We start from the raw sequence: 20,280 nt of genomic DNA, 5'->3' as shown, positions 1-20,280 counted from the left end.
AGACCCCGCCACCGGGACGTCTTCTTTTCCTCCGAACAAGCCCCGACATGTTCAGACCTCTCTTCGTATTCATTGGCACGCGTTATACCCGTGCAAAGCGCCGCAATCATTTTGTGTCGTTCATTTCCTTGACCTCGATGATCGGGCTCGCCTTGGGCGTTGTCGTGATGATCGTGGTGCTGTCGGTCATGAACGGCTTCGACCATGAGATGCGCACCCGCGTGCTGGGCATGGTGCCCCACGCGACCATCGAGGCCGATTCGCCCATCAGCGACTGGCAAAGCCTGGCCGACAAGGTCAAGCAGAACCCCAAGGTAGTGGCCGTGGCGCCCTTTACCCAGATGCAGGGGTTGCTGACCAACGACGGCAAGGTGCAGAAGATCCTGCTCAATGCCATCGACCCGGCCGAGGAGCGCAAGGTCTCGATCATCGATAAGTTCATGCTGCAAGGCAAACTCGACGACCTGGCGCCCGGCAGCTTCGGCATCGTGATCGGCGACAAGGCCGCGGCCAAGCTCGGTGTGGGGGTGGGCGACAAGCTGACCTTCGTCGCGCCGGAAGTCACCGTGACCCCGGCCGGCATGTTCCCGCGCATGAAGCGCTTCACCGTGGTCGGCACCTTCCACGTGGGTGCCGGCGAAATCGACGGCTACCTCGGCCTGACCAACCTCACCGACCTGGCCCGCCTGCACCGTTGGCAGCCGGATCAGGTGCAGGGGCTGCGGCTGAAGTTCAACGACCTGTTCGATGCACCGCGCGCGTCGTGGGAAATCGCCCAGCACTTGGGCGACAGCCAGTACTACGCACGCGACTGGACCCGCACCCACGGCAACCTCTACCAGGCCATCCGCATGGAAAAAGCCATGATCGGCCTGCTGTTGCTGCTGATCGTCGCCGTGGCGGCCTTCAACATCATTTCCACGCTGGTGATGGTGGTGAATGACAAGAAGGGTGACATCGCGATCCTGCGTACCCTCGGCGCCACGCCGGGGCAGATCATGGCGATCTTCATGGTGCAGGGCACCGTGATCGGCGTGGTCGGCACGTTGATCGGCACCGCTGTCGGCATTCTCGCCGCGCTGAATGTCAGCGCCGCCATCGCTGCGCTGGAAAAAGTCATCGGCCACAAGTTCCTCAACGCCGACGTCTACTTCATCGACTACCTGCCGTCCCAGGTTCAGGCCCAGGACGTGTTGATGGTCGGCGGTGCCGCGTTGGTCTTGAGTTTCCTTGCCACCCTGTATCCAGCCTGGCGCGCGGCACGTACCCAGCCAGCACAGGCCTTACGTTATGAGTGAATCGGGCATGAGTGAAAAAGCAATCCTGAGCTGCCGCAACCTGGGCAAATCCTACGAGGAAGGCCCGGAGTCGGTGGTGGTGCTGTCCAACCTGCAACTGGAACTTCATCCTGGCGAGCGCGTGGCGATCGTCGGCAGTTCCGGTTCCGGCAAGAGTACCTTGCTCAACCTGTTGGGCGGCCTGGATACGCCGTCGGCGGGCAGCGTCTGGCTGGCCGGTGAAGAATTGTCGGCGCTGGGCGAGAAGGCCCGTGGCCAACTGCGCAACCGTTCGCTCGGTTTTGTGTACCAGTTCCACCACCTGTTGCCGGAATTCACCGCCCTGGAAAACGTGTGCATGCCGCTGCTGATCGGCAAGACCGCCATCCCGGAAGCGCGCCAGCGCGCAAAGGCGCTGCTGGAGCGTGTCGGCCTGGGGCATCGCCTGGAGCACAAACCGGCCGAGCTGTCCGGCGGTGAACGCCAGCGCGTGGCGATTGCCCGTGCCCTGGTCAACAACCCCGGGTTGGTGATGCTGGATGAGCCCACCGGCAACCTCGATACCCACACGGCCCAGGGCATCAAGGACTTGATGCTGGAACTGAGCACCCAGATGCGCACCGCGTTCCTGGTGGTCACCCATGACATGAGCATGGCCCGCCAGATGGATCGCGTGTTGCACTTGCAGGAAGGTCATCTGGTCGCCATCTGACCCGTTTCAAGCCCGGCGCCGGACGTCGGGTTTTCCATTTTTTCAACGGTGCCCGCGAATGTTCAGACCGTTATCGATTTTCATCGGCACGCGCTATACCCGCGCCAAGCGCCGCAACCGTTTTGTTTCGTTTATCTCGATGACCTCGATGATCGGTCTCGCCCTGGGCGTATTGGCGATGATCGTGGTGCTGTCGGTGATGAACGGCTTCCAGCGCGAAATGAGTTCGCGCATCCTCGGCATGGTGCCCCACGCCACCATCGTCGGCGTGAACCCGATCAATGACTGGCAGCCGGTGGCTGCGGCCGCCATGAAGAACCCTGAAGTCACGGCGGCCGTGCCGTTCACGCAGATGGACGGCATGTTCTCCTACAAAGGTGCGATGCAGCCGATCGAGATCAGCGGCGTCGACCCGGCCCAGGAAGGCAAGGTATCCATCGTGGCCCAGCACATCGTGCGCGGCAAACTGGATGACCTCAAGCCAGGCGAGTTCGGTGTGGTGGTAGGCGAAATCACCGCACGGCGTTTTCGCCTGAACGTGGGTGACAAGCTGACCCTGATCGTGCCGGAAGTCAGCACTGCACCGGGGGGCATCACGCCGCGCATGCAGCGTTTGAACGTGGTCGGTATCTTCAAGGTCGGCGCCGAGCTGGATGGCTCCATGGCCTTGATCCACATGGCTGACGCGGCAGAGATACAGCATTGGCAGCCGAACCAGGTGCAAAGCGTGCGCCTGGCGGTGAAAGACCTGTACGCAGCGCCCAAGGTCTCAGAGGATATCGCCGCCAGCCTGGGCGCCGCCTACAAGGCCGATGACTGGACCCACACCCAGGGCAGCCTGTTCAGCGCGATGAAGATGGAAAAGACCATGATCGGCCTGCTGTTGCTGATGATCGTCGCCGTCGCTGCGTTCAACATCATCGCCACCCTGATCATGGTCGTGAACGACAAGGGCGCGGATATCGCGATCCTGCGCACCATCGGTGCCACGCCACGCCAGATCATGGCGATCTTCATGGTGCAGGGCACGGTGATCGGCATCGTCGGCACCTTGATCGGTGGCGTGCTCGGTGTGATCGCGGCATTGAACGTGAGTGAGCTGGTGGGCTGGCTGGAGCGGGTGACCGGGCAGCATATCTTCAGCTCGGATGTGTATTTTGTCAGCAACCTGCCCTCGGAGCTGCAGGGCGGCGATGTGTTGCTGATTTGCACGGCCGGGTTTGTGCTGAGCTTTTTGGCGACGTTGTACCCGGCTTATCGGGCGGCGAAGATCGAGCCGGCGCATGCGCTGAGATATTCGTAGGGTTCGAGACCGCTATCGGGAGCAAGCCCCCTCCCACATTTTGATTTGTGAATACATCCAAATGTGGGAGGGGGCTTGCTCCCGATAGCGCCGGCCCATCTTGCATCAAATCCCGGCAGGCAACTCAATCACAAACCGCGTCCATCCCGCCTCGGATTCACAGAAAATCCTCCCCCCATGCGCCCGCACAATCGACTGGGTAATCGCCAGTCCCAGCCCCGCATGCTCGCTACTGCCTTCACGGCGCGCCGGGTCGGCGCGATAGAACCGGTCAAACAACCTCGGCAGCACTGCCGCTGGAATACCTTTACCGGTGTTTTCCACGCAAAGCCTCACCCCGTTCTGCAGACGCACACGCACTTCGCCCCCCGCAGGCGTAAAGCGCAGCGCGTTATCCAGCAGGTTCGACAGTGCCCGGCGCAACATCCCGCGATCACCCGTCGTCTGGGCAGTCCCCTCGCGAACCAGGCTGATCTGTGCGTCTTCGGCCAGCAAGGTGAAGAACTCCAGTAACGCATCCACTTCATCCGCCAACGCCAACGCTTCCCGCTTGGGTACCAGCAAACCGTGATCCGCCTTGGCCAGGTACAACATGTCATTCACCAACTGCGCCATCCATTGCAGCTCTTCCAGATTGCTGTGCAGGGCCTCCCGATAGTCCTCGAGCGGGCGCGGTTGGGTAAGGATCACCTGTGTCTGGGTCAACAGGTTGGACAGGGGCGTGCGCAGTTCATGGGCGATGTCGGCGGAGAACGCTGACAGGCGTTGGAAGGCATCGTCCAGGCGGCCAAGCATGGCGTTGAAAGCCTGCGCCAGTTCGGCCAGTTCCACCGGCATTTGTTCCTGGGGCAGCCGCTGGGTCAGCGAATGCGCGGACACGCCGGCGGCCACTTCCCCCATGCGCCGCAATGGCCGTAACCCACTGCGTGCCGCCCATGCGCCGAGCAGGGCGGTAGCCAGGGCCGACAGCCCGACGGTGAGCCAGATCAGGTGTTGCATGCGTTGCAGGAAGTGCTGGTGGTGGGTGATGTCGAGTATCAGGGTCAGTTGCGGCGAGTCGGGCTGGCCTGCTCTCAGGGGCGCGTTATACACCCGGTACTCGGTGCCCGCACTTTGCAGGCTGTGCAAGCCGGGGGCCTCGGGCAGGCTAATGCTGGGCGCGTTGTCCAGCCAGCGCTGGCCGGCGGCGCTGATGCGCAGCGTCAGGTCCTGCTGGTGAAGGAGTTCGGCGCGCAGTTGTGCTTCGCGTTGGGCGAACGACTGCGGCGAGTCGACACCCTGCAAGGTCGCACGCAAGGCCAGCAGCTTGTTGTCGAGCTGTTGTTGGTCCAGCTCAAGAAAGTGCGCTTCGCTGGCACGGTTGAACAGCACGCCGGCCAGCAACGAGACCACCGCCGTGCAGGCGGCAAACAACAGTGCCAGGCGGCTGGCCAGGGATAAACGCTTGATCAATTGGCGCGTTCCTCCAGCACGTAACCCATGCCGCGCACGGTGTGGATCAGTTTGTTGGCGTAGTGATCGTCGACTTTCAGGCGCAGCCGGCGGATGGCCACTTCGATGATGTTGGTATCGCTGTCGAAGTTCATGTCCCACACTTGGGAGGCGATCAAGGTCTTGGGCAGCACTTCGCCCTGGCGCCGCAGCAACAGTTCGAGCAGGGCGAATTCCTTGGCGGTCAGGTCGATACGCTGGCCGTCCCGTTCGACACGGCGGCGAATCAAGTCCAGGCGCAGGTCAGCCAGTTGCAGTGCGGTTTCCTGCGGGGTGCTGCTGCCACGGCGCAACAGGCTGCGTACGCGGGCCAGCAGTTCGGAAAACGCGAAAGGTTTGACCAGATAGTCGTCGGCCCCCAGTTCCAGGCCGTGCACGCGGTCTTCCACGGCATCGCGGGCGGTCAGGAACAACACCGGGAGCTCCAGGCCGGCGCTGCGCACCGCTTGCAGGATCTGCCAGCCGTCGCGGCCCGGCAGCATCACATCGAGGATCAGCAAGTCGTAGTCGCCGGTCAGTGCCAGGTGCTGGCCCGTGGTGCCGTCAGCCACCAGCTCGGTGGTAAAGCCAGCTTCGGCCAAGCCCTGGCGCAGGTATTGGCCGGTCTTGGGTTGGTCTTCGACGATCAGCAGTTTCATGGGCAGCTCTTGGCAACGGGGCTCGACGGGCTTTATACCGTGGGCGCCGGGGGAAGGGCGCAACCTGACAAAGTTGTAATCTAGCAGTCAGGTAGCTGGCAGCGGCGTAATCTTAGAGTGCGGGTCAAGCGAGTCACACATTTTTGGAGAAGAACCATGGCGTTGCGTACACCCCTGATCCTGGCGGGTTGCTTGTTGGCGTTGAGTTTCGATGTGGCTGCCGATGCAGCCCACACCTTCGCATTTGGCCAGCCGGCACCGGCGAGCAAAGCCACGCGCACCGTGGAAGTTGTGCTGCAGGACATTTCGTTTGCGCCCAAGTCACTGGACGTAAAAGCCGGTGAGACGGTGCGTTTTGTGCTCGTCAACAAAGGCCAGTTGCTCCACGAGTTCAACCTGGGCGATGCGGCAATGCATGCCGAGCACCAGAAGGAAATGTTACAGATGCAGGCCAGCGGCATGCTCACCGCTACCGGCATGGGCAAGATGGACCACAGTGCCATGGGGCATGGTGACGGGGCCGGCATGCAGCATGATGATCCCAACAGCGTGCTGGTCGAGCCGGGTAAAACCGCCGAATTGACTTGGACGTTCAGTAAATCCACCGGCCTGGAGTTTGCGTGCAACCTTCCCGGGCACTACCAGGCGGGTATGGTCGGCAAGCTCAACGTCGATTGATCCGGTGCCGTTTAGGCGCGGGAGCAAAGGCTGATAGACTGGCGCGGTTTATTTAGCCAGGTTTCCGCCATGCATCCCGCAGCCGAACATTCGCCGCTGGGCAAGTCCAGTGAATACATCTCCACTTACACGCCGTCGTTGCTGTTTCCGATCCCTCGTGCCGCCAAATGGGCCGAGCTTGGCCTGAGTGCCGAGACCCTGCCTTACAAGGGCGTGGATTTCTGGAACTGCTTCGAATTGTCCTGGCTGTTGCCGTCGGGCAAGCCGGTGGTGGCCATCGGTGAGTTCAGCATCCCGGCCGACTCGCCGAACATCATCGAGTCCAAGTCCTTCAAGCTGTACCTCAACTCGCTGAACCAGACCGCCTTTGCCGACATCCAGGGCCTGGAAGCGACGCTGCGCAATGACCTCAGCGCCGCCGCCGGCAAGCCGGTGACGGTACGCATCCGCAGCCTGGCCGAGATTGAGGCCGAGGGCGTGATGGCCTTGCCGGGCGTGTGTATCGACGGCTTGGATATCCGTGTCAGCAACTACGAGCATCCGCGCCCCGAATTGCTGCGCTGCGACGATTCGCGCATCGTCGAAGAGAGCGTGCACAGCCACTTGCTCAAATCCAATTGCCCGGTCACCAGCCAGCCCGATTGGGGCAGCGTAGTGGTGGAGTACCGGGGTTCGGCGCTGGATCACGCCAGCCTGCTGGAATACATCGTGAGCTTTCGCCAGCACTCGGACTTCCATGAGCAGTGTGTGGAGCGCATCTTCCTGGACCTGCAGCGCCTGCTCAAGCCGGAGAAGTTGACGGTGTATGCGCGGTATGTGCGCCGTGGCGGGTTGGATATCAACCCGTATCGCAGCACCGAGAATGTGACGTTCCAGAACGTGCGCCTGGCTCGTCAGTAGCCTGCACCCAGGTTCTCAAGTGTGAGAGGGGAGTTTGCCCCTCTCACATTGGATCTGCGCTTGGCTGACGGGGATATCAGATCCCGATGTTGCCCAAGGTGATCACGATATTGCGCAGTGTCCCGGCAATGCCTGGATGATCCAGTTCAAAACCTTCCAGCGCCCGGTTTACATCGTCAGCAATGCTGGGTGTCTGCGTCGCCGGTTCCAATTCAAGTTGCACTTCGAATCGGGCAATCAGCTCTTCCAGTGCTTCACGTTTTTCCAGCGACAGCGGCGGTTCCTGTTCCAGTTGCCCGCGCAGGATTTCGACCTGTTCTTCCAGTTTTTTGCGATCAGGCATGACTTTTTTCCTTTTATCGATAGGCACTGGCATAGACCGCGGCACGCCGAGAAAGGTCTACGGGCTGACCTGTAGATTAATCCACCGGCGCCGACTGTGCATGATCTCGATCAGGGCTTTTCGCCTTTGAGCCGGCGCCGGCTGATGTCTGCCAGGCAAGTGCCGAGTTCGCCCAGGTGATCGATCACCGAGTGCACGCCGAGCCCATACAGCGCTACCGTGGCTTTGGCGCGCTTGTGCTCGCGCTGTTGCTCGGTAAGAGCCTGCCATTGCTCGGGCGCCAAGCCGCAGAGTGAGCCACAGGAGGCCAAGCCGATGGTCCACAGCCCGGCATTGAGCCCCGACTGCAGCAGGCGTGGTTCACCGCTGACCAGCACGCAGCCGTCCAGGCGTTCGATGTTGAGTTCCATCAAGGCTTGCCAGCACGCATGCGGCGCAGGCCAGCGGATGGAGGAGGGAGGTGTTGCCTTCAACCAACTGGGCAATCCGGAAGCCAGTGGCTGAGTCACTGCCGGGGGCAGCTCATCCAGCCAGGCGCAAGGCACGCCCTGATCCTTGAGGCTGCGCAGGATCTTCAGGGCGCCCGGGGTGGCCTGGGAGTCGGGAGAGGACGAATCGGTGCGTGCCTGGGAACCGAAATCCACCAGGCAGCCACTCAGGCCGAATAGGACAGCAGTCAAGGCGGGGGCGCTGGCGACGGCAATTTCGGCGTGAGGCATTTCGACATCCCTGAAATAGCTGTGACGCTAGCGAGGCGCGATGACAAGCAGATGACACTGACAGGAGATTGTAGGAATTTTGTTCGTTTTCCATATGACATTTCCTACTAGCTGCCTAAATTGATACTTCCGTCATATACTGACGATCTTCTTCAGGGCATAGCGCCCATGACAGACTATTCAAGGAGCCAAAGCTATGCGCTGGAGCCAATATTTCGCTCAGCTATCTGTGTGTGCCACTATTTTAATGGCCCCGTTCGCCGCCCAGGCTGCGTCCGAAGACGATCCATGGGAAAGCGTCAACCGCCCAATCTTCACCTTCAACGACACCGTTGATACCTACGCGCTCAAGCCATTGGCCCAGGGTTATCAGTTTGTCACCCCGCAGTTTGTGCAGACGGGCGTCCATAACTTCTTCCGCAACATCGGCGACGTGGGCAACTTTGCCAACGACGTGTTGCAGCTCAAACCGCATGCGGCCGGCGTCGACACCGCGCGCCTGCTGGTGAACACCACATTCGGCGTGCTGGGCTTTATTGATGTCGGCACCAAAATGGGGCTGCACCGTAACGACGAAGACTTCGGCCAGACCCTCGGCTACTGGGGCGTGGGCAGCGGCCCTTACGTGATGCTGCCGTTGCTGGGCCCGAGCACCTTGCGTGATGCGCCGTCCAAGTACGTGGACACCTACACTCAACCGTATCGCTACATGAACGATATCGGCTGGCGCAACAGCACCTTCGGCCTGAACGTGGTTGATACCCGTGCAAGCTTGCTCGACAGCGAGAAGTTGATCACCGGCGACAAATACACCTTCATCCGTAACGCTTACCTGCAGAACCGCGAGTTCAAGGTCAAGGACGGCAAGGTCGTCGACGACTTTTAAGTCGTGACATTTTGAAATGGAAAAAGGCGACCCTCAGTGGTCGCCTTTTTTATGAGCGGTATTCAGCGCATTTTCAAGATTCTGAGGCCCAAATGCTGCTCCTCCCCCATGGCCTTGGTCCATACCACCTCGGTGTCCGCCTCTAGCCCCTTGAGAGCCGCGTGCTCTGAATCGATGCGCACGGTCAGTTGGTCACCCACGTTGAACTGGCGAGGGGCCTGCACCTGCATGCCGGAGCTGGAAAGGTCCAGGCATACCCCGGCAATCTCCTGCCCGGCGTGTATCAACGACACATCGGCATCCACCCGCATGCGGATGAAATCGCGTTTTTCGGCGTAGTCGCGCTCGTGTTCGCTCATGGGTTCCATCCTTACTTTGTGTTGTGGTGTTGGCTGTTCTTATAACTCCCGGTGATTTGCGGTGTAAAGACGCCCGGCGACCATCGGCATGAGCTTGAAACCCCTGACGGATGGGAGTACCGTCTGCGCCTTAGAAGGGCACCTCTGCATTACAGTTGTGCGTGGGCTAATTGCCTATGCTTTGTAGGACAGAGAGGCTAGAAAGCGAATCCAGTACGTGAGCTCGGCCATTGTCGAGCCACCTACGCCAACCTAATTCTGGCGCCGTTTGCCCACATGCAAAAAACCAGTGCCACGCTGCTGATAATCGATGACGACGAAGTAGTGCGCGCGAGCCTCGCGGCCTATTTGGAAGACAGTGGCTTCAGCGTCCTGCAGGCCGGTAACGGCCAACAGGGTCTCCAGGTGTTCGAGCGCGACAAGCCCGACCTCGTGATCTGCGACCTGCGCATGCCCCAGATGGGTGGCCTTGAGCTGATCCGCCAGGTGACCGAGCTTGCGCCGCAGACGCCGGTGATTGTCGTGTCCGGTGCCGGCGTGATGAACGATGCCGTGGAGGCCCTGCGCCTGGGCGCCGCCGATTACCTGATCAAGCCCCTGGAAGACCTCGCCGTGCTGGAGCACTCGGTGCGCCGCGCGCTGGACCGTGCCCGCCTGCTGGTCGAGAACCAGCGCTACCGCGAAAAGCTCGAAACCGCCAACCGCGAGCTCGAGGCCAGCCTCAACCTGCTTCAGGAAGACCAGAACGCCGGTCGCCAGGTGCAGATGAACATGCTGCCGGTCAGCCCGTGGACCATCGACGAGTTCAAGTTCGCCCATCAGATCATCCCGTCGTTGTACCTGTCGGGTGATTTTGTCGACTACTTCCGTGTGGATGAGCGACGTGTGGCGTTCTACCTGGCCGACGTTTCCGGCCATGGCGCTTCATCGGCTTTTGTCACCGTGTTGTTGAAGTTCATGACCACGCGGTTGTTGTTTGAATCCAAGCGCAATGGCACCTTGCCGGAGTTCACCCCCTCCGAGGTGCTGGGCCACATCAACCGAGGCCTGATCAGCTGCAAGCTGGGCAAGCACGTGACGATGGTCGGCGGCGTGATTGACGAAGAAACCGGTCTTCTGACCTACAGTATTGGCGGTCACCTGCCGATGCCTGTTTTATACACTCCCGACAGTGTGCGTTACCTGGAAGGGCGTGGTCTGCCCGTAGGCTTGTTCAATGAAGCCACCTACGAAGACCACATCCTGGAACTGCCGCCGACCTTCAGCCTCACGCTGATGTCCGACGGTATCCTGGACCTGCTTCCAGAGCCTACACTCAAGGAGAAAGAAGCCGCCTTGCCCCAAAAGGTCAAGTCGGCGGGCGGCAGCCTGGATGGCCTGCGGCAAGTGTTTGGATTGGCCACGCTAGGGGAGATGCCGGATGATATCGCCCTATTGGTGTTGAGCAGGAATCTTTGATGAGTACCGGAAGAATCCAATTCGCCGAGCAAGACGGGACATTCGTCCTGAAATTTGTCGGTGAAGTGCGCCTGACCTTGTGTTCGGCGCTGGATGCGACGATTGAGCGGATCTTCACAGCGCTGAACTTCTCGGCGATCGTGATCGATCTGACCGAAACCCGCAGCATCGATAGCACCACCCTGGGCCTGCTGGCCAAGTTGTCCATTCTGTCTCGGCAGAAGGTCGGCCTGTTGCCGACTGTGGTCACCACCCACGAAGACATCACCCGTCTGCTGCAGTCCATGGGCTTCGACCAGGTGTTCAACATCGTTGACCGCCCGATCCCGTGCCCTGAGTGCCTGACCGACTTGCCTTCGCAAGACCAGTCCGAAGAAATCGTACGGGTCAAGGTGCTCGAAGCACACAAGATCCTGATGGGCTTGAACGAGTCCAACCGCGAAGCCTTCCACGACCTCGTCAACGCCCTCGAACGTCACTGATCGCCAGTTGAAACCCTATCCAACTGTGGGAGGGGGCTTGCTCCCGATTGCAGTGTGTCAGCCACTGAATTCATAACTGACCCACCGCCATCGGGAGCAAGCCCCCTCCCACCGTTGGACTGAGGTCGGTTTGAGATTGGCGAACACAAAAAAGGGCGGCACCCTCACAGGTGCCGCCCTTTTTGCTGCCGTCTGTCTTACAGCTTGGCCGACAACAACGCTTCCAGCTTCTCCTGGTCGCGAGCAAACTGGCGAATACCTTCCGCCAGCTTCTCAGTCGCCATGGCGTCTTCGTTGGATGCCCAGCGGAACGCCTTTTCGTCCATATGGATACGTGCCTCACCGGAATGCCCCGGCGACAGCTTGCGCTCAAGCTTGCCGGTATCGGCCGCCAGCTTCTCCAGCAGATCCGGGCTGATGGTCAGGCGATCACACCCCGCCAACTCCTCGATCTGGCTCAGGTTACGGAAGCTCGCACCCATCACTACCGTCTTATAGCCATTGGCCTTGTAGTAGTTGTAGATGCGCGTCACCGACTGTACGCCCGGATCATCCGCGCCGGTGTATTCGTTGCCGGTGGCCTTCTTGTACCAGTCGTAGATACGGCCCACGAACGGTGAAATCAGGAATACCCCGGCTTCGGCGCAGGCCACGGCCTGTGCGAAGGAGAACAGCAGGGTCAGGTTGGTCTGGATGCCTTCCTTTTCCAGCTTCTCTGCCGCGCGGATGCCTTCCCAAGTAGAGGCGATCTTGATCAGTACACGGTCACGACCAACCCCGGCTTTTTCATACAGGTCGATCAGACGGTGCGCACGCTTGAGAATGGCGTCTTCGTCGAACGACAGGCGCGCATCCACCTCGGTGGAAATACGGCCCGGCACGACTTTGAGGATCTCTTGACCCACTGCCACCGCAAAACGGTCGCTGGCCAGGCCCACATCGCCATTGCAGTCCTTCACGCACTCGTCCAGCAGCGTGGCATAGCCTGAAATCGATGCGGCCTTGAGCAGCAGGGAAGGGTTGGTGGTGGCGTCCTGTGGCTTGAGCTTGGCGAGTGTCGAAAAATCGCCGGTATCGGCAACGACAGTGGTGAATTGCTTGAGTTGTTCCAGCTTGGAAGTCATGGGCGTGCTCTGTCCTATGGGTCTGATGACATTACCCGAGCACCGGCAGGCGCTCAAGGGCGCAAACGCGTTCGAGCGTTTGCGAGGGCGATAACCTGAAAACAGCCGTTTGAATCCTCGGCTCTGCTGCTCAATAGGAGGCCAAAATCGAGGGGAGGTTCAACTGGATTTTATGTGAGTCGCTCCCTTGTCATTAAGCTATTGCTATGGGGAATATGCATGTTTTGAAGTTGTGAAAACTTTATTTTTATTGACGTTGATTGTTGCTTTTTCTACCTGTGCTATACCTGACTGGCAAACGCCAAAGTAAGCCGATAAAAATTCTTGTGATATCACCGTTAGCGGCGAAGTGCGTGTGCCTGTTCATTAAACCTGTTTGTTAGTTAGTTGCGAAACAAAGGAGAGATGTAATGAAACGGAATATATCAACGCTATTCGCTGCCATGGGTTTTATATGTTCCACCGCAGCATTTGCCGAGGTAACGGTGCAGCAGGCACTCAGTGCCGGTTGTTACGATACCCAGGAAATGCGCGCAATCATCGACACTGCCAAGGCCGGTAAACCGATAGGGAGCCGCACCCTTGAAAAGGAAAATGAACTGACCTCGACCTACGGAGGCAAGATCACCGATTCCAGAGTGACGGCGCCTGCCACCTGGGTGTATCGCGCGTATGAAAACGCAGACACCAACAACTGGCATGTCCAGAAGCTCAAGGAGGGCGTGATCTACGCCAAGGCCCAGAATGACCTGGAGAAGTTCGTCAAGCGAGGGGGGACGCCCAAGGAGTATTGGGCAATTGACGGACCGGACCTTCACCAGCCGGGTTTTAGCAGTGCCACCTACACGACAATGCGACTGCTCGCACTGCAATCGAGCGACACCCCGCAAAGCCAGTTTGTAAGTTTTGCACTGGACTACGCCACCACCGGAACCTTTGGAGAAGCGGTGTATGCACTCCAAGTGAATCCAGACTCGCCCATTCTAGGGCTGGTTAACTGCAAAACCGCAGGCGGTGAAGTTCAAGTCCAAATTCTGGGCGGTACGACATTCAATACGCTATATCGAAAACTTAGAACGGAGAGTGATTGGAAGCGATATGACCGCAATACCGGAAAATGGATAACTGTACCCAACGGAACAGTGCCGTAAAAGTTTAACGCTATAGCAAGGGCCCGCAGCTGAAGCCGAGCCCTTGCACAGTGTGGGAGGGGGCTTGCTCCCGATGGCGCAACTCAACCACCCAATCCCCAACTGACACTCACCGCCCTTCCAGCAACTCCCCAGCCTGATCCAACAAAGCCAGCGGGTCAGCCGCCTTATGAATATCCACCGACAATAACTGCCTGAACTTGCGCGCCCCCGGGAACCCGGTGCCCAACCCCAGCACATGCCGCGTAATATGATGCATCGTCCCGCCACTGGCCAAATGCTCAGCAATATAAGGCCGCAACTGCGCCAGCGCCTCGGCCCGGCTGATCACCGGCGCCTCACTGCCAAACAACTGCTGATCCACCTCGGCCAGCAAATACGGATTGTGATAGGCCTCGCGCCCCAGCATCACCCCATCAAACGTCTGCAAATGCTCCCGGCACTGCTCCAGTGTCTTGATGCCGCCGTTGAGATTGATCTCCAGCTCCGGGAAGTCCCGCTTCAACTGCGCCGCCACGTCATAGCGCAACGGCGGAATGTCGCGGTTCTCCTTGGGTGACAACCCCTCCAGAATCGCAATCCGCGCATGCACCGTAAAACTGGTGCAGCCCGCATCCCTCACCGTCCCGACGAAATCACACAACTGGGCATAACTGTCGCGCCCATTGATCCCGATACGATGTTTCACCGTCACCGGAATCGACACCGCATCGCGCATCGCCTTGACACACTCGGCCACCAACGCCGGATGCGCCATCAGGATCGCGCCAATCATGTTGTTCTGAACGCGGTCGCTAGGGCAACCGACGTTCAAGTTCACCTCATCGTAACCGGCCGCCTCAGCCATGCGCGCGCACGCCGCCAGATCGGCCGGGACGCTGCCGCCCAACTGGAGGGCAAGCGGGTGCTCGGCTTCGTCGTGACGCAAAAAGCGCTCATGATCGCCGTGGAGGATCGCCCCGGTGGTGACCATCTCGGTGTAGAGCAGGGCGTGCTTGGAGAGCAGGCGCAGGAAGTAACGACAGTGTCGGTCGGTCCAATCCATCATGGGGGCGACGGAGAAGCGGCGGGAGAGGGGGGCGGTTTGTAGATGCATGGGAATCTGAGTCAGCGAGGCGAATGGGGCGCAGTTTATCAGGGATGGGGCTGGGGTGCCGGGGAGGCGAGTTTTGCGCGCACTACCATTTCGAACGCTGACGTTGTCGTGTGTGGAATATGCCCAGGATCTGCAGTCGATCACCCCTCACTCGATACGGGGTCAGATAAGACCAGTTGGGCACTGCCCATTCAGGGGTGTATTTAACCCGACCTTCGCGTCCCATGGAGGGAAACTGAGCCAGTTTGTCGACGCTGGCGAAAATAGCGTCAGAGAAGTCGTCAGCGGCTTTTGGATTTTCGAGAGCAATGTAGTTTGCCTCGTCTTCCAGATTTTTGAGTGCTTTTTCAAGCCACTCAACCCGCATTCCGGCTCCAGCGCCTAGCGCGCATCGCCGCCACTTGGTCATCGGTGGCGAATTTGCCTTCGTCGGCGTCTTTTACCGCCAGCTCGATCTGAGCGGTCAGCGTTTTTTCGTGCTCAATATAGTCGCGAAGAACGTCCATCGCGAGGTAGGTCGCAGTCTGGCCGTTGGTTTTGGCCAGGTCGGCGAGAGAGTTGGACAGGTCTTCCGGCAGATTTAGGGATATCCCAGTCATGGCGGTCTCGATGATGGACGATTGTTGGGGCATCTTACACCTTGGAGCGCGAGCTTGAGTCGGCAGGTCGTCGCGAGGTGTATTTGGAAGTGATTCGTTGCTTTTCTTCTATATTCTTGAAGCTGAGTATTGTTGTCGGACCATGGCACTTTTCTTACCGTTTTGAAAAAGACGAGGAACTCTAGGTTTTCACTGTATTGGATATCGTGGTCTGACCCCGATATCCCTTGATACGCTCGACCGTCAGTACCCTCGAAATGCAGAGTGGCATCATCCAGCCACGCCCTGGCGACCTTTGTGTGATAGCCAGTACCACTCTCAATGCCGTCAGCCGTTTTGTAAGCGAAGCCAAACACTGTGATGCCACCACGCCAATACGCGAACACAGCGTCGTGAAAAGTCCACTGTTCATGCATGGGTAGGTCTCTCGTGCAAGAAGCTCAGCGCAAGCAACGCATGGATAGAGTCAAACAGGGCACCAGGTTTGTCGTCAAAACTCAAGATCATGAACTCGTGCCCTTGTATATCCTTTACGCCGATACCCATGTCGTCAATCCAGGCTTTCCGTAAATGAAAGATCTGATAAAGTTCACCGTCATATTCCTTATCATCAACAATACCGTAAGTTAGACCAGTCACATCAATGGCATTGGCTTTGTGCAAAACATACGCATCGTATATAAGGGCACAACGAGACATATAAACTCCTTTTAATTACCCTGAATTGTACCGCCTGCCTGGTTTGCCAGCAAATGATTACGCTGGTAAAATGCTGAAAACCTTAGAGTGTTAGCTTATGGAATGGGGTAATACAGAGTTTTCACATTTGCCGTTTCATGTCTCAGCTCTCATCGCCGAGCATGGAAGGCAAGCAGTCTATGATTTGTATCTAGATGCATCCAGAAACTCTAAAGATACACAGCGCTCTCATGCACTAGCATACCTTGCCGCTGGTATTGATACCTTGCCAGCCAGGACGGCGTCTGAAGCTTTTGAAAAAACAGTTAGAGACCATGAAAAAAACAGCGATGAATACAGCAAGTCTTTCCAAAGCATGGCGAACCTTGTTCTTTCAATTGATTTCAAGTCTTTAGTTTTCTGGGATCTATTAACTGACAAGCATCCTCAAGTGCTTATTGATGGGATGCCGACCCGACCATTTACAGTTTTTCCGCAGCCAGCAGAGTTGGTTTCTAAGAAAATCGATGAACTGAATGAAGAGGCCTCGAAGTTACAGGGCTCCATTGATACTGATCGGGCCTGCATGTTGCGTAGGAAGGTCTGGAAATACTGCAGCGAAGAGCTTGTTTCGCAGGCCGAGCGTCAAATTAACGTATATAACTACTTCACTAGCTACGATGGCCTTTTTGCGACGTACGAAGAGCGGGAGAAGCTATCTACTCACGTCAGATTTGAGGTGGCGCCAGGGAAGCTACATCTACTTGTTGAAAAGGGAGCGCTCTATAGAGACCTGGAGTCCAAACTGAAGAGGTTAAAGAAAATTATATCGAAGGTTCGCAGCCTTGATGCCAAAATAGAAGAGAGCTCAAAGAAATATAATCTTGCAAAGTCCGAAGTGGAAAAGCATATTCCATATGGCCTAGCTCATTATATTGATGATTATGAGGGCATACAGGTAGCCAGGGAGGCGTAAGTGAGGGTAGTAGTCGATTGTGAGTTCACACAGCTAAATCCTGATTCGAAATTAATCTCAATGGCGCTCGTTGCCGAAGATAGGCGCGAGCTGTATTTCGAATTAAATGATAACTATACAATTTCGGATTGCAGTGAATTTGTTATTGAGCGGGTGCTACCGAAATTGACCGGCGACCAAGACTCAATGTCTACGGACGATGCACGTAATAGGCTATTGGGCTTTCTGGAAAAGTTCGATAGCGTTGATATCATGTCAGATGCACCAGTTTGGGACTGGGAGTTTTTCTGCTCTATGGCCTACCACCAAGGCAAATGGCCCAATAATGTGTCGAATACGCCAGTCAACCTTATCGACGTGTACAACGAGAAAGGTGTTCATGTAGACAATGCGCCAGAGCTTCCACATCATGCGTTGCTCGACGCCAGGCTGTTAATGCATTACTACAAGAAGTATCTCAGGGTGTGAGTTCATACTCATCTGCGACATTGAATGGGGTGCCTGGAATAAACTCAATGTAGTTGCGCTTCAGCCTGCATTCTTTCGGCTTGAACAGAGCATCAAATATCGCATCAAGCAACTCAAGAATCTCCTGAATCAGTTTCTGAACTTCGTAGTCTTTAGCTGTGAACCTAACGTAGACGGGCTTTCTTCTGCGCCCACTGACTGCGATGAATTCGTAGTAGTAGATTCTAGCTCTTTCCTGTTCCTCGCTATCTCTTCTTGCAATTTCGTCCTGAAGTTGATGAATGGTTTCTGGATCATAGTGAATTCCCTCTTGTGTGGTTAGTTTGTGCCAAGTCAACCTAGAGCGCTTGAGCTGCCTGCCGCTTATATGTTTGCCGTCAAATTCAAAGCTGATCCCCTTGGGCTGGCCGTCGTCGTTGAGCGTGAGGTTGATGTATACCTTCTGCTTTCTCAGGGCCATGACGAAGTCGAACATGTCACCGTCCTGGGCGTTTGTGGCTTCGATAGCACCGGCAATCTTTGCAATCATCTTGTGCTTGAGCGGTAAATCGTTGTCTCGGATCGAGGCCTGAAGCTCAGCGTGGGTGATCGAGACGCCCCAGGTGTCTTTCGGCTTCGGAGCTTTGCTCAGATTGAAGCGGTCTTCGATTCCAGAAACAGACTCCAGGCTGATCGAGCGTTCGTTGCTGTCTTTGACCATCGAAAAGTCATCTTTGAGGCGGATGCGGTTGGCAACGATGTGGACGTGCTGATGTTCCTTATCCTGGTGCATCACCGCAACGAACTGAGTGGTTTCATCGAAGCCAAGGTCTGACAGGTAGATCTGGACTGCTGTGCGCCACTGAGGGGTCGTCAGGGACTCTCCTGGACTCAGGGACAGCATGGCGTGAAAGACCGGCTTGATGGGCTTGTCGGAGTCGATAGAGAAGCGACGGAGTGTCTCGACTTGGTCGAACTCTTTAATCATCTCCGACAGGTCTGCTTCGTTGCCCTGTAGCACGCCCGGCAGGGGGTCTTTGCTCATTGTGTTGTGGCTGATCGTCCGGATGCCGCTGATCTCGTGGTCGTGCTTTGTGCAGCCGAAGATGTACCTAATGCGGCCTTTGAAAGACCCTGAGGACTTGGGGAAAATCTTGCCTATCATCGAACACCCCCAAGGTTTACCTGAGCGATGAATTTCACCTTTTCAAGCAATTCGCAGCCAGGTCGATCAGCGTTGATCATCGATGCAAGGTTCATCAGCTCGCGGGCGATCTGAACAACGTCCTGACCGACTTTAGGCTTCACTTGGCCGTTAGCAACGAAGTCTCTGATAAATGCGCCTGCGGACTTGTAGCCTGCCTCAGCCATCTTGGTATTCAGGGTGTCGAGCTCGATTTTATTCAGGCGCAGAGTAATGCGTGATTCTTTGTTTTGTCTCTCAATAGTTTTCATCTTGACCCACCTTTATTATTCTAGTTATCGAGCCTATCAACGCAACACCCGAAGGGATGTGAGTATCTAATCTTAATTGTCTGGCACAGACACAACTGGCTATCTACAAGCTCTAGACTTATTATGCAAATGGAGCTTTAGGTGAGTACAGTGATTTTGCTATTTATTTTTATTTATTTGTATAGCTAAACTTTCGCAAGGTGTGAATGCGAAATCGCAGTATGGGAGTGCTAAAACGCAAACAGGGAAAGCGAATTCGCACTCGGCAAGTGCTATCTTGCATAAGGGGCTAGCGAAATCACATTGGGCTATTGCGATTTCGCTAGTTGCGTGTGCGAGGACGTTGACAGGCTCTTTTGGTTATTCTGGATAAACGCTTTTTGACGTTGTGTAGCGATCCATTGTTGTCATCGATACCGGAAACGCAATTCCTTTTTTACCTTGAGCTTCGACGGATCGGATTGCTTCTCGCAGAAAATCTAGCATGGTGTTTGAGGGCGAAACGAATGAAGATATAGAGTTTGAAAACCTCAGTTTTGCATCTGCCTCAAATTCTTTCCTCATTCCCAATACGACTACTTCATTGGTGGGTACTAATGATTTTTCGGTATAGGGTATTAGAACACCATTTTGATCGCGCTTGCTGTTCATGCGGTAAACATATAGCTCATGACGCTTCCGCACAGGACACCATACGCCCGCCACGATTTCGGTATGCATTGCCTGAAATTCTTCAATGTCGAGCTTGTACTTGGAGGCAGACTTCAAGGCGTCATTCATTGAGTATTCGATAGTGTCAGCAATTAACTCGCCAGTGAGCAGACCCTCGAAATCTTTGTTCAGAAATGTATCATCGTCCCAGTACGACACCTGATTTGGGCTGTTTAGAGGGTTAGGTTGGCAGTGTCTGATTGCAGTGTAGATAATAGAACGATCTTGCTCATGACGCTTGAAACTTATTCTAAGGCTTTGCAGGTGAGTCGTTATGCTATTTATGATGTGTTGCGCTGTCAGAGTGCTACCGGCAAAGCTTACAAACGTGTTGTTTGTTTCGTAGACCTCTTTGTAGTCTCTGAACGATCCGTCTGGCATAAAGTACGGCTTCCATAGTTTCACTTCAACGATGTGAGTTTTTCTGAAGCCATTGAGAATCGTCCGGCCATTCGAGGGGTTCGTGATGGCGCTATCAGCAATAACAAAAAGTCCACCTGCTTCCATCTCAGGGATATATGTTGAATTTTTGTCATCCGAATATTGCGTGAAGTCAAATGATTTTGTGTGTTCATATCCTGCGATAATTAAAGTCATATTGTATCTGCATCCCTGTATATAAATATTGGTTGGAGAGCTGGTTCACACCCTGATCCTGAATTCGAGGCGTATAGAAGGCACCATTCCCAATAAGTCATAGATATGTACAAGCTACTTAAATAGGGCGCTAAGTTTAATAGCATGGCTTCTTCCTGATGCCTAGAGTGGTCAGAGTGCCATTATTCATACCATAGATT

Annotated in this window: 24 protein-coding genes; 11 read left to right on the top strand and 13 right to left on the bottom strand. The window is 56.3% G+C overall.

Annotation, left to right across the window (positions count from 1 at the left end; genetic code table 11):
• The first annotated feature begins 47 nt into the window (after positions 1–47).
• Genes ACQRBT_RS01565 through ACQRBT_RS01555 form a run of 3 tightly spaced genes read left to right on the top strand, consistent with a single transcriptional unit; the run spans position 48 to position 3,292 of the window.
• Positions 48–1,298 (top strand): lipoprotein-releasing ABC transporter permease subunit, encoded by a 1,251-nt coding sequence (locus ACQRBT_RS01565; RefSeq protein ID WP_060753157.1) that lies wholly within the window; start codon positions 48–50, stop codon positions 1,296–1,298.
• Between the two features lie 7 nt (positions 1,299–1,305).
• Complete coding sequence (gene lolD / locus ACQRBT_RS01560; protein WP_162843511.1) at positions 1,306–1,989, top strand: lipoprotein-releasing ABC transporter ATP-binding protein LolD; 684 nt, start codon at positions 1,306–1,308, stop codon at positions 1,987–1,989.
• Between the two features lie 58 nt (positions 1,990–2,047).
• Positions 2,048–3,292 carry a lipoprotein-releasing ABC transporter permease subunit gene (locus ACQRBT_RS01555; protein ID WP_060753159.1) on the top strand — a complete coding sequence of 415 codons (1,245 nt, stop codon included), beginning with the start codon at positions 2,048–2,050 and terminating at the stop codon, positions 3,290–3,292.
• A 105-nt stretch (positions 3,293–3,397) separates the two neighbouring features.
• On the opposite strand, the gene ACQRBT_RS01550 is transcribed toward ACQRBT_RS01555, so the two are convergent.
• Both ACQRBT_RS01550 and ACQRBT_RS01545 read right to left on the bottom strand, forming a co-directional pair.
• Positions 3,398–4,744: a heavy metal sensor histidine kinase gene (locus tag ACQRBT_RS01550; RefSeq protein ID WP_060753160.1), complete on the bottom strand. Its 1,347-nt coding sequence runs from the start codon at positions 4,742–4,744 to the stop codon at positions 3,398–3,400.
• Positions 4,741–5,421, bottom strand: coding sequence for a heavy metal response regulator transcription factor (locus ACQRBT_RS01545; RefSeq protein ID WP_090366148.1), 681 nt, complete (start codon positions 5,419–5,421; stop codon positions 4,741–4,743). Before ACQRBT_RS01545 ends, ACQRBT_RS01550 begins: the two co-directional genes overlap by 4 nt.
• Positions 5,422–5,577: 156 nt before the next feature.
• Here ACQRBT_RS01545 and ACQRBT_RS01540 point away from each other — a divergent pair, with 156 nt between their 5' ends.
• Complete coding sequence (locus tag ACQRBT_RS01540) at positions 5,578–6,099, top strand: cupredoxin domain-containing protein (protein WP_412047209.1); 522 nt, start codon at positions 5,578–5,580, stop codon at positions 6,097–6,099.
• Between the two features lie 69 nt (positions 6,100–6,168).
• Positions 6,169–6,999: an NADPH-dependent 7-cyano-7-deazaguanine reductase QueF gene (queF, locus tag ACQRBT_RS01535; RefSeq protein WP_412047208.1), complete on the top strand. Its 831-nt coding sequence runs from the start codon at positions 6,169–6,171 to the stop codon at positions 6,997–6,999.
• Between the two features lie 76 nt (positions 7,000–7,075).
• Here the strand turns inward: queF and ACQRBT_RS01530 are convergent, their stop codons facing one another.
• A complete protein-coding gene (locus ACQRBT_RS01530) occupies positions 7,076–7,342 on the bottom strand; it encodes a DUF4404 family protein (RefSeq protein WP_060753164.1) in 267 nt (88 codons plus the stop codon).
• A 110-nt stretch (positions 7,343–7,452) separates the two neighbouring features.
• Complete coding sequence (locus ACQRBT_RS01525; RefSeq protein ID WP_412047207.1) at positions 7,453–8,061, bottom strand: HAD family phosphatase; 609 nt, start codon at positions 8,059–8,061, stop codon at positions 7,453–7,455.
• Between the two features lie 247 nt (positions 8,062–8,308).
• Here ACQRBT_RS01525 and ACQRBT_RS01520 point away from each other — a divergent pair, with 247 nt between their 5' ends.
• On the top strand, positions 8,309–8,947 hold the full coding sequence (locus ACQRBT_RS01520) for an MlaA family lipoprotein (protein WP_372241670.1): 639 nt from the start codon (positions 8,309–8,311) through the stop codon (positions 8,945–8,947).
• A 62-nt stretch (positions 8,948–9,009) separates the two neighbouring features.
• Here the strand turns inward: ACQRBT_RS01520 and ACQRBT_RS01515 are convergent, their stop codons facing one another.
• Complete coding sequence (locus ACQRBT_RS01515; protein WP_060753167.1) at positions 9,010–9,306, bottom strand: PilZ domain-containing protein; 297 nt, start codon at positions 9,304–9,306, stop codon at positions 9,010–9,012.
• Between the two features lie 276 nt (positions 9,307–9,582).
• On the opposite strand from ACQRBT_RS01515, the gene rssB reads away from it, so the two are divergent.
• Together rssB and rssC are read left to right on the top strand one after the other, a co-directional pair.
• On the top strand, positions 9,583–10,764 hold the full coding sequence (gene rssB / locus ACQRBT_RS01510; protein WP_060753168.1) for a two-component system response regulator RssB: 1,182 nt from the start codon (positions 9,583–9,585) through the stop codon (positions 10,762–10,764).
• Entirely contained in the window at positions 10,764–11,246 is a 483-nt protein-coding gene (gene rssC / locus ACQRBT_RS01505) for an anti-sigma factor antagonist RssC (protein WP_010212025.1), read from the top strand. Before rssB ends, rssC begins: the two co-directional genes overlap by 1 nt.
• Before the next feature lie 197 nt (positions 11,247–11,443).
• Here the strand turns inward: rssC and tal are convergent, their stop codons facing one another.
• The gene (gene tal / locus ACQRBT_RS01500) at positions 11,444–12,370 is read right to left on the bottom strand and encodes a transaldolase (RefSeq protein ID WP_411984509.1); all 927 of its coding nucleotides are present in this window, start codon (positions 12,368–12,370) and stop codon (positions 11,444–11,446) included.
• Positions 12,371–12,780: 410 nt separating this feature from the next.
• Between tal and ACQRBT_RS01495 the strand changes: the two genes are divergently transcribed.
• Complete coding sequence (locus tag ACQRBT_RS01495) at positions 12,781–13,521, top strand: hypothetical protein (RefSeq protein ID WP_205344863.1); 741 nt, start codon at positions 12,781–12,783, stop codon at positions 13,519–13,521.
• Between the two features lie 109 nt (positions 13,522–13,630).
• On the opposite strand, the gene dusA is transcribed toward ACQRBT_RS01495, so the two are convergent.
• From dusA to ACQRBT_RS01475, 4 genes are all read right to left on the bottom strand, one after another.
• Positions 13,631–14,617 (bottom strand): tRNA dihydrouridine(20/20a) synthase DusA, encoded by a 987-nt coding sequence (gene dusA / locus ACQRBT_RS01490; RefSeq protein WP_412047206.1) that lies wholly within the window; start codon positions 14,615–14,617, stop codon positions 13,631–13,633.
• Positions 14,618–14,699: 82 nt separating this feature from the next.
• Complete coding sequence (locus tag ACQRBT_RS01485) at positions 14,700–14,984, bottom strand: type II toxin-antitoxin system RelE/ParE family toxin (protein ID WP_412047205.1); 285 nt, start codon at positions 14,982–14,984, stop codon at positions 14,700–14,702.
• Entirely contained in the window at positions 14,974–15,216 is a 243-nt protein-coding gene (locus tag ACQRBT_RS01480; RefSeq protein ID WP_090372231.1) for a CopG family ribbon-helix-helix protein, read from the bottom strand. Before ACQRBT_RS01480 ends, ACQRBT_RS01485 begins: the two co-directional genes overlap by 11 nt.
• 408 nt (positions 15,217–15,624) lie before the next feature.
• Positions 15,625–15,915, bottom strand: coding sequence for a hypothetical protein (locus ACQRBT_RS01475; RefSeq protein WP_412047204.1), 291 nt, complete (start codon positions 15,913–15,915; stop codon positions 15,625–15,627).
• Positions 15,916–16,012: 97 nt separating this feature from the next.
• Here ACQRBT_RS01475 and ACQRBT_RS01470 point away from each other — a divergent pair, with 97 nt between their 5' ends.
• The gene (locus tag ACQRBT_RS01470; RefSeq protein WP_412047203.1) at positions 16,013–16,870 is read left to right on the top strand and encodes a hypothetical protein; all 858 of its coding nucleotides are present in this window, start codon (positions 16,013–16,015) and stop codon (positions 16,868–16,870) included.
• Positions 16,871–17,338 carry a hypothetical protein gene (locus tag ACQRBT_RS01465; RefSeq protein WP_412047202.1) on the top strand — a complete coding sequence of 156 codons (468 nt, stop codon included), beginning with the start codon at positions 16,871–16,873 and terminating at the stop codon, positions 17,336–17,338.
• Here the strand turns inward: ACQRBT_RS01465 and ACQRBT_RS01460 are convergent.
• From ACQRBT_RS01460 to ACQRBT_RS01450, 3 genes are all read right to left on the bottom strand, one after another.
• Positions 17,328–18,482 carry a relaxase/mobilization nuclease domain-containing protein gene (locus ACQRBT_RS01460; RefSeq protein ID WP_412047201.1) on the bottom strand — a complete coding sequence of 385 codons (1,155 nt, stop codon included), beginning with the start codon at positions 18,480–18,482 and terminating at the stop codon, positions 17,328–17,330. The two genes, ACQRBT_RS01465 and ACQRBT_RS01460, sit on opposite strands and share 11 nt — an antisense overlap.
• Positions 18,479–18,772: a plasmid mobilization protein gene (locus tag ACQRBT_RS01455; RefSeq protein ID WP_412047200.1), complete on the bottom strand. Its 294-nt coding sequence runs from the start codon at positions 18,770–18,772 to the stop codon at positions 18,479–18,481. The genes ACQRBT_RS01460 and ACQRBT_RS01455 overlap by 4 nt, the downstream gene beginning before the upstream one ends.
• Positions 18,773–19,132: 360 nt before the next feature.
• Complete coding sequence (locus tag ACQRBT_RS01450) at positions 19,133–20,080, bottom strand: hypothetical protein (protein ID WP_412047199.1); 948 nt, start codon at positions 20,078–20,080, stop codon at positions 19,133–19,135.
• Positions 20,081–20,280: the final 200 nt, after the last annotated feature.

The sequence above is a fragment of the Pseudomonas sp. R19M genome (genome assembly GCF_050312585.1).
GTDB lineage: Bacteria > Pseudomonadota > Gammaproteobacteria > Pseudomonadales > Pseudomonadaceae > Aquipseudomonas > Aquipseudomonas palleroniana.
The sequence above is the reverse complement of the archived record's forward strand: the minus strand, read 5'-3'. Positions and strand labels throughout refer to the sequence as shown.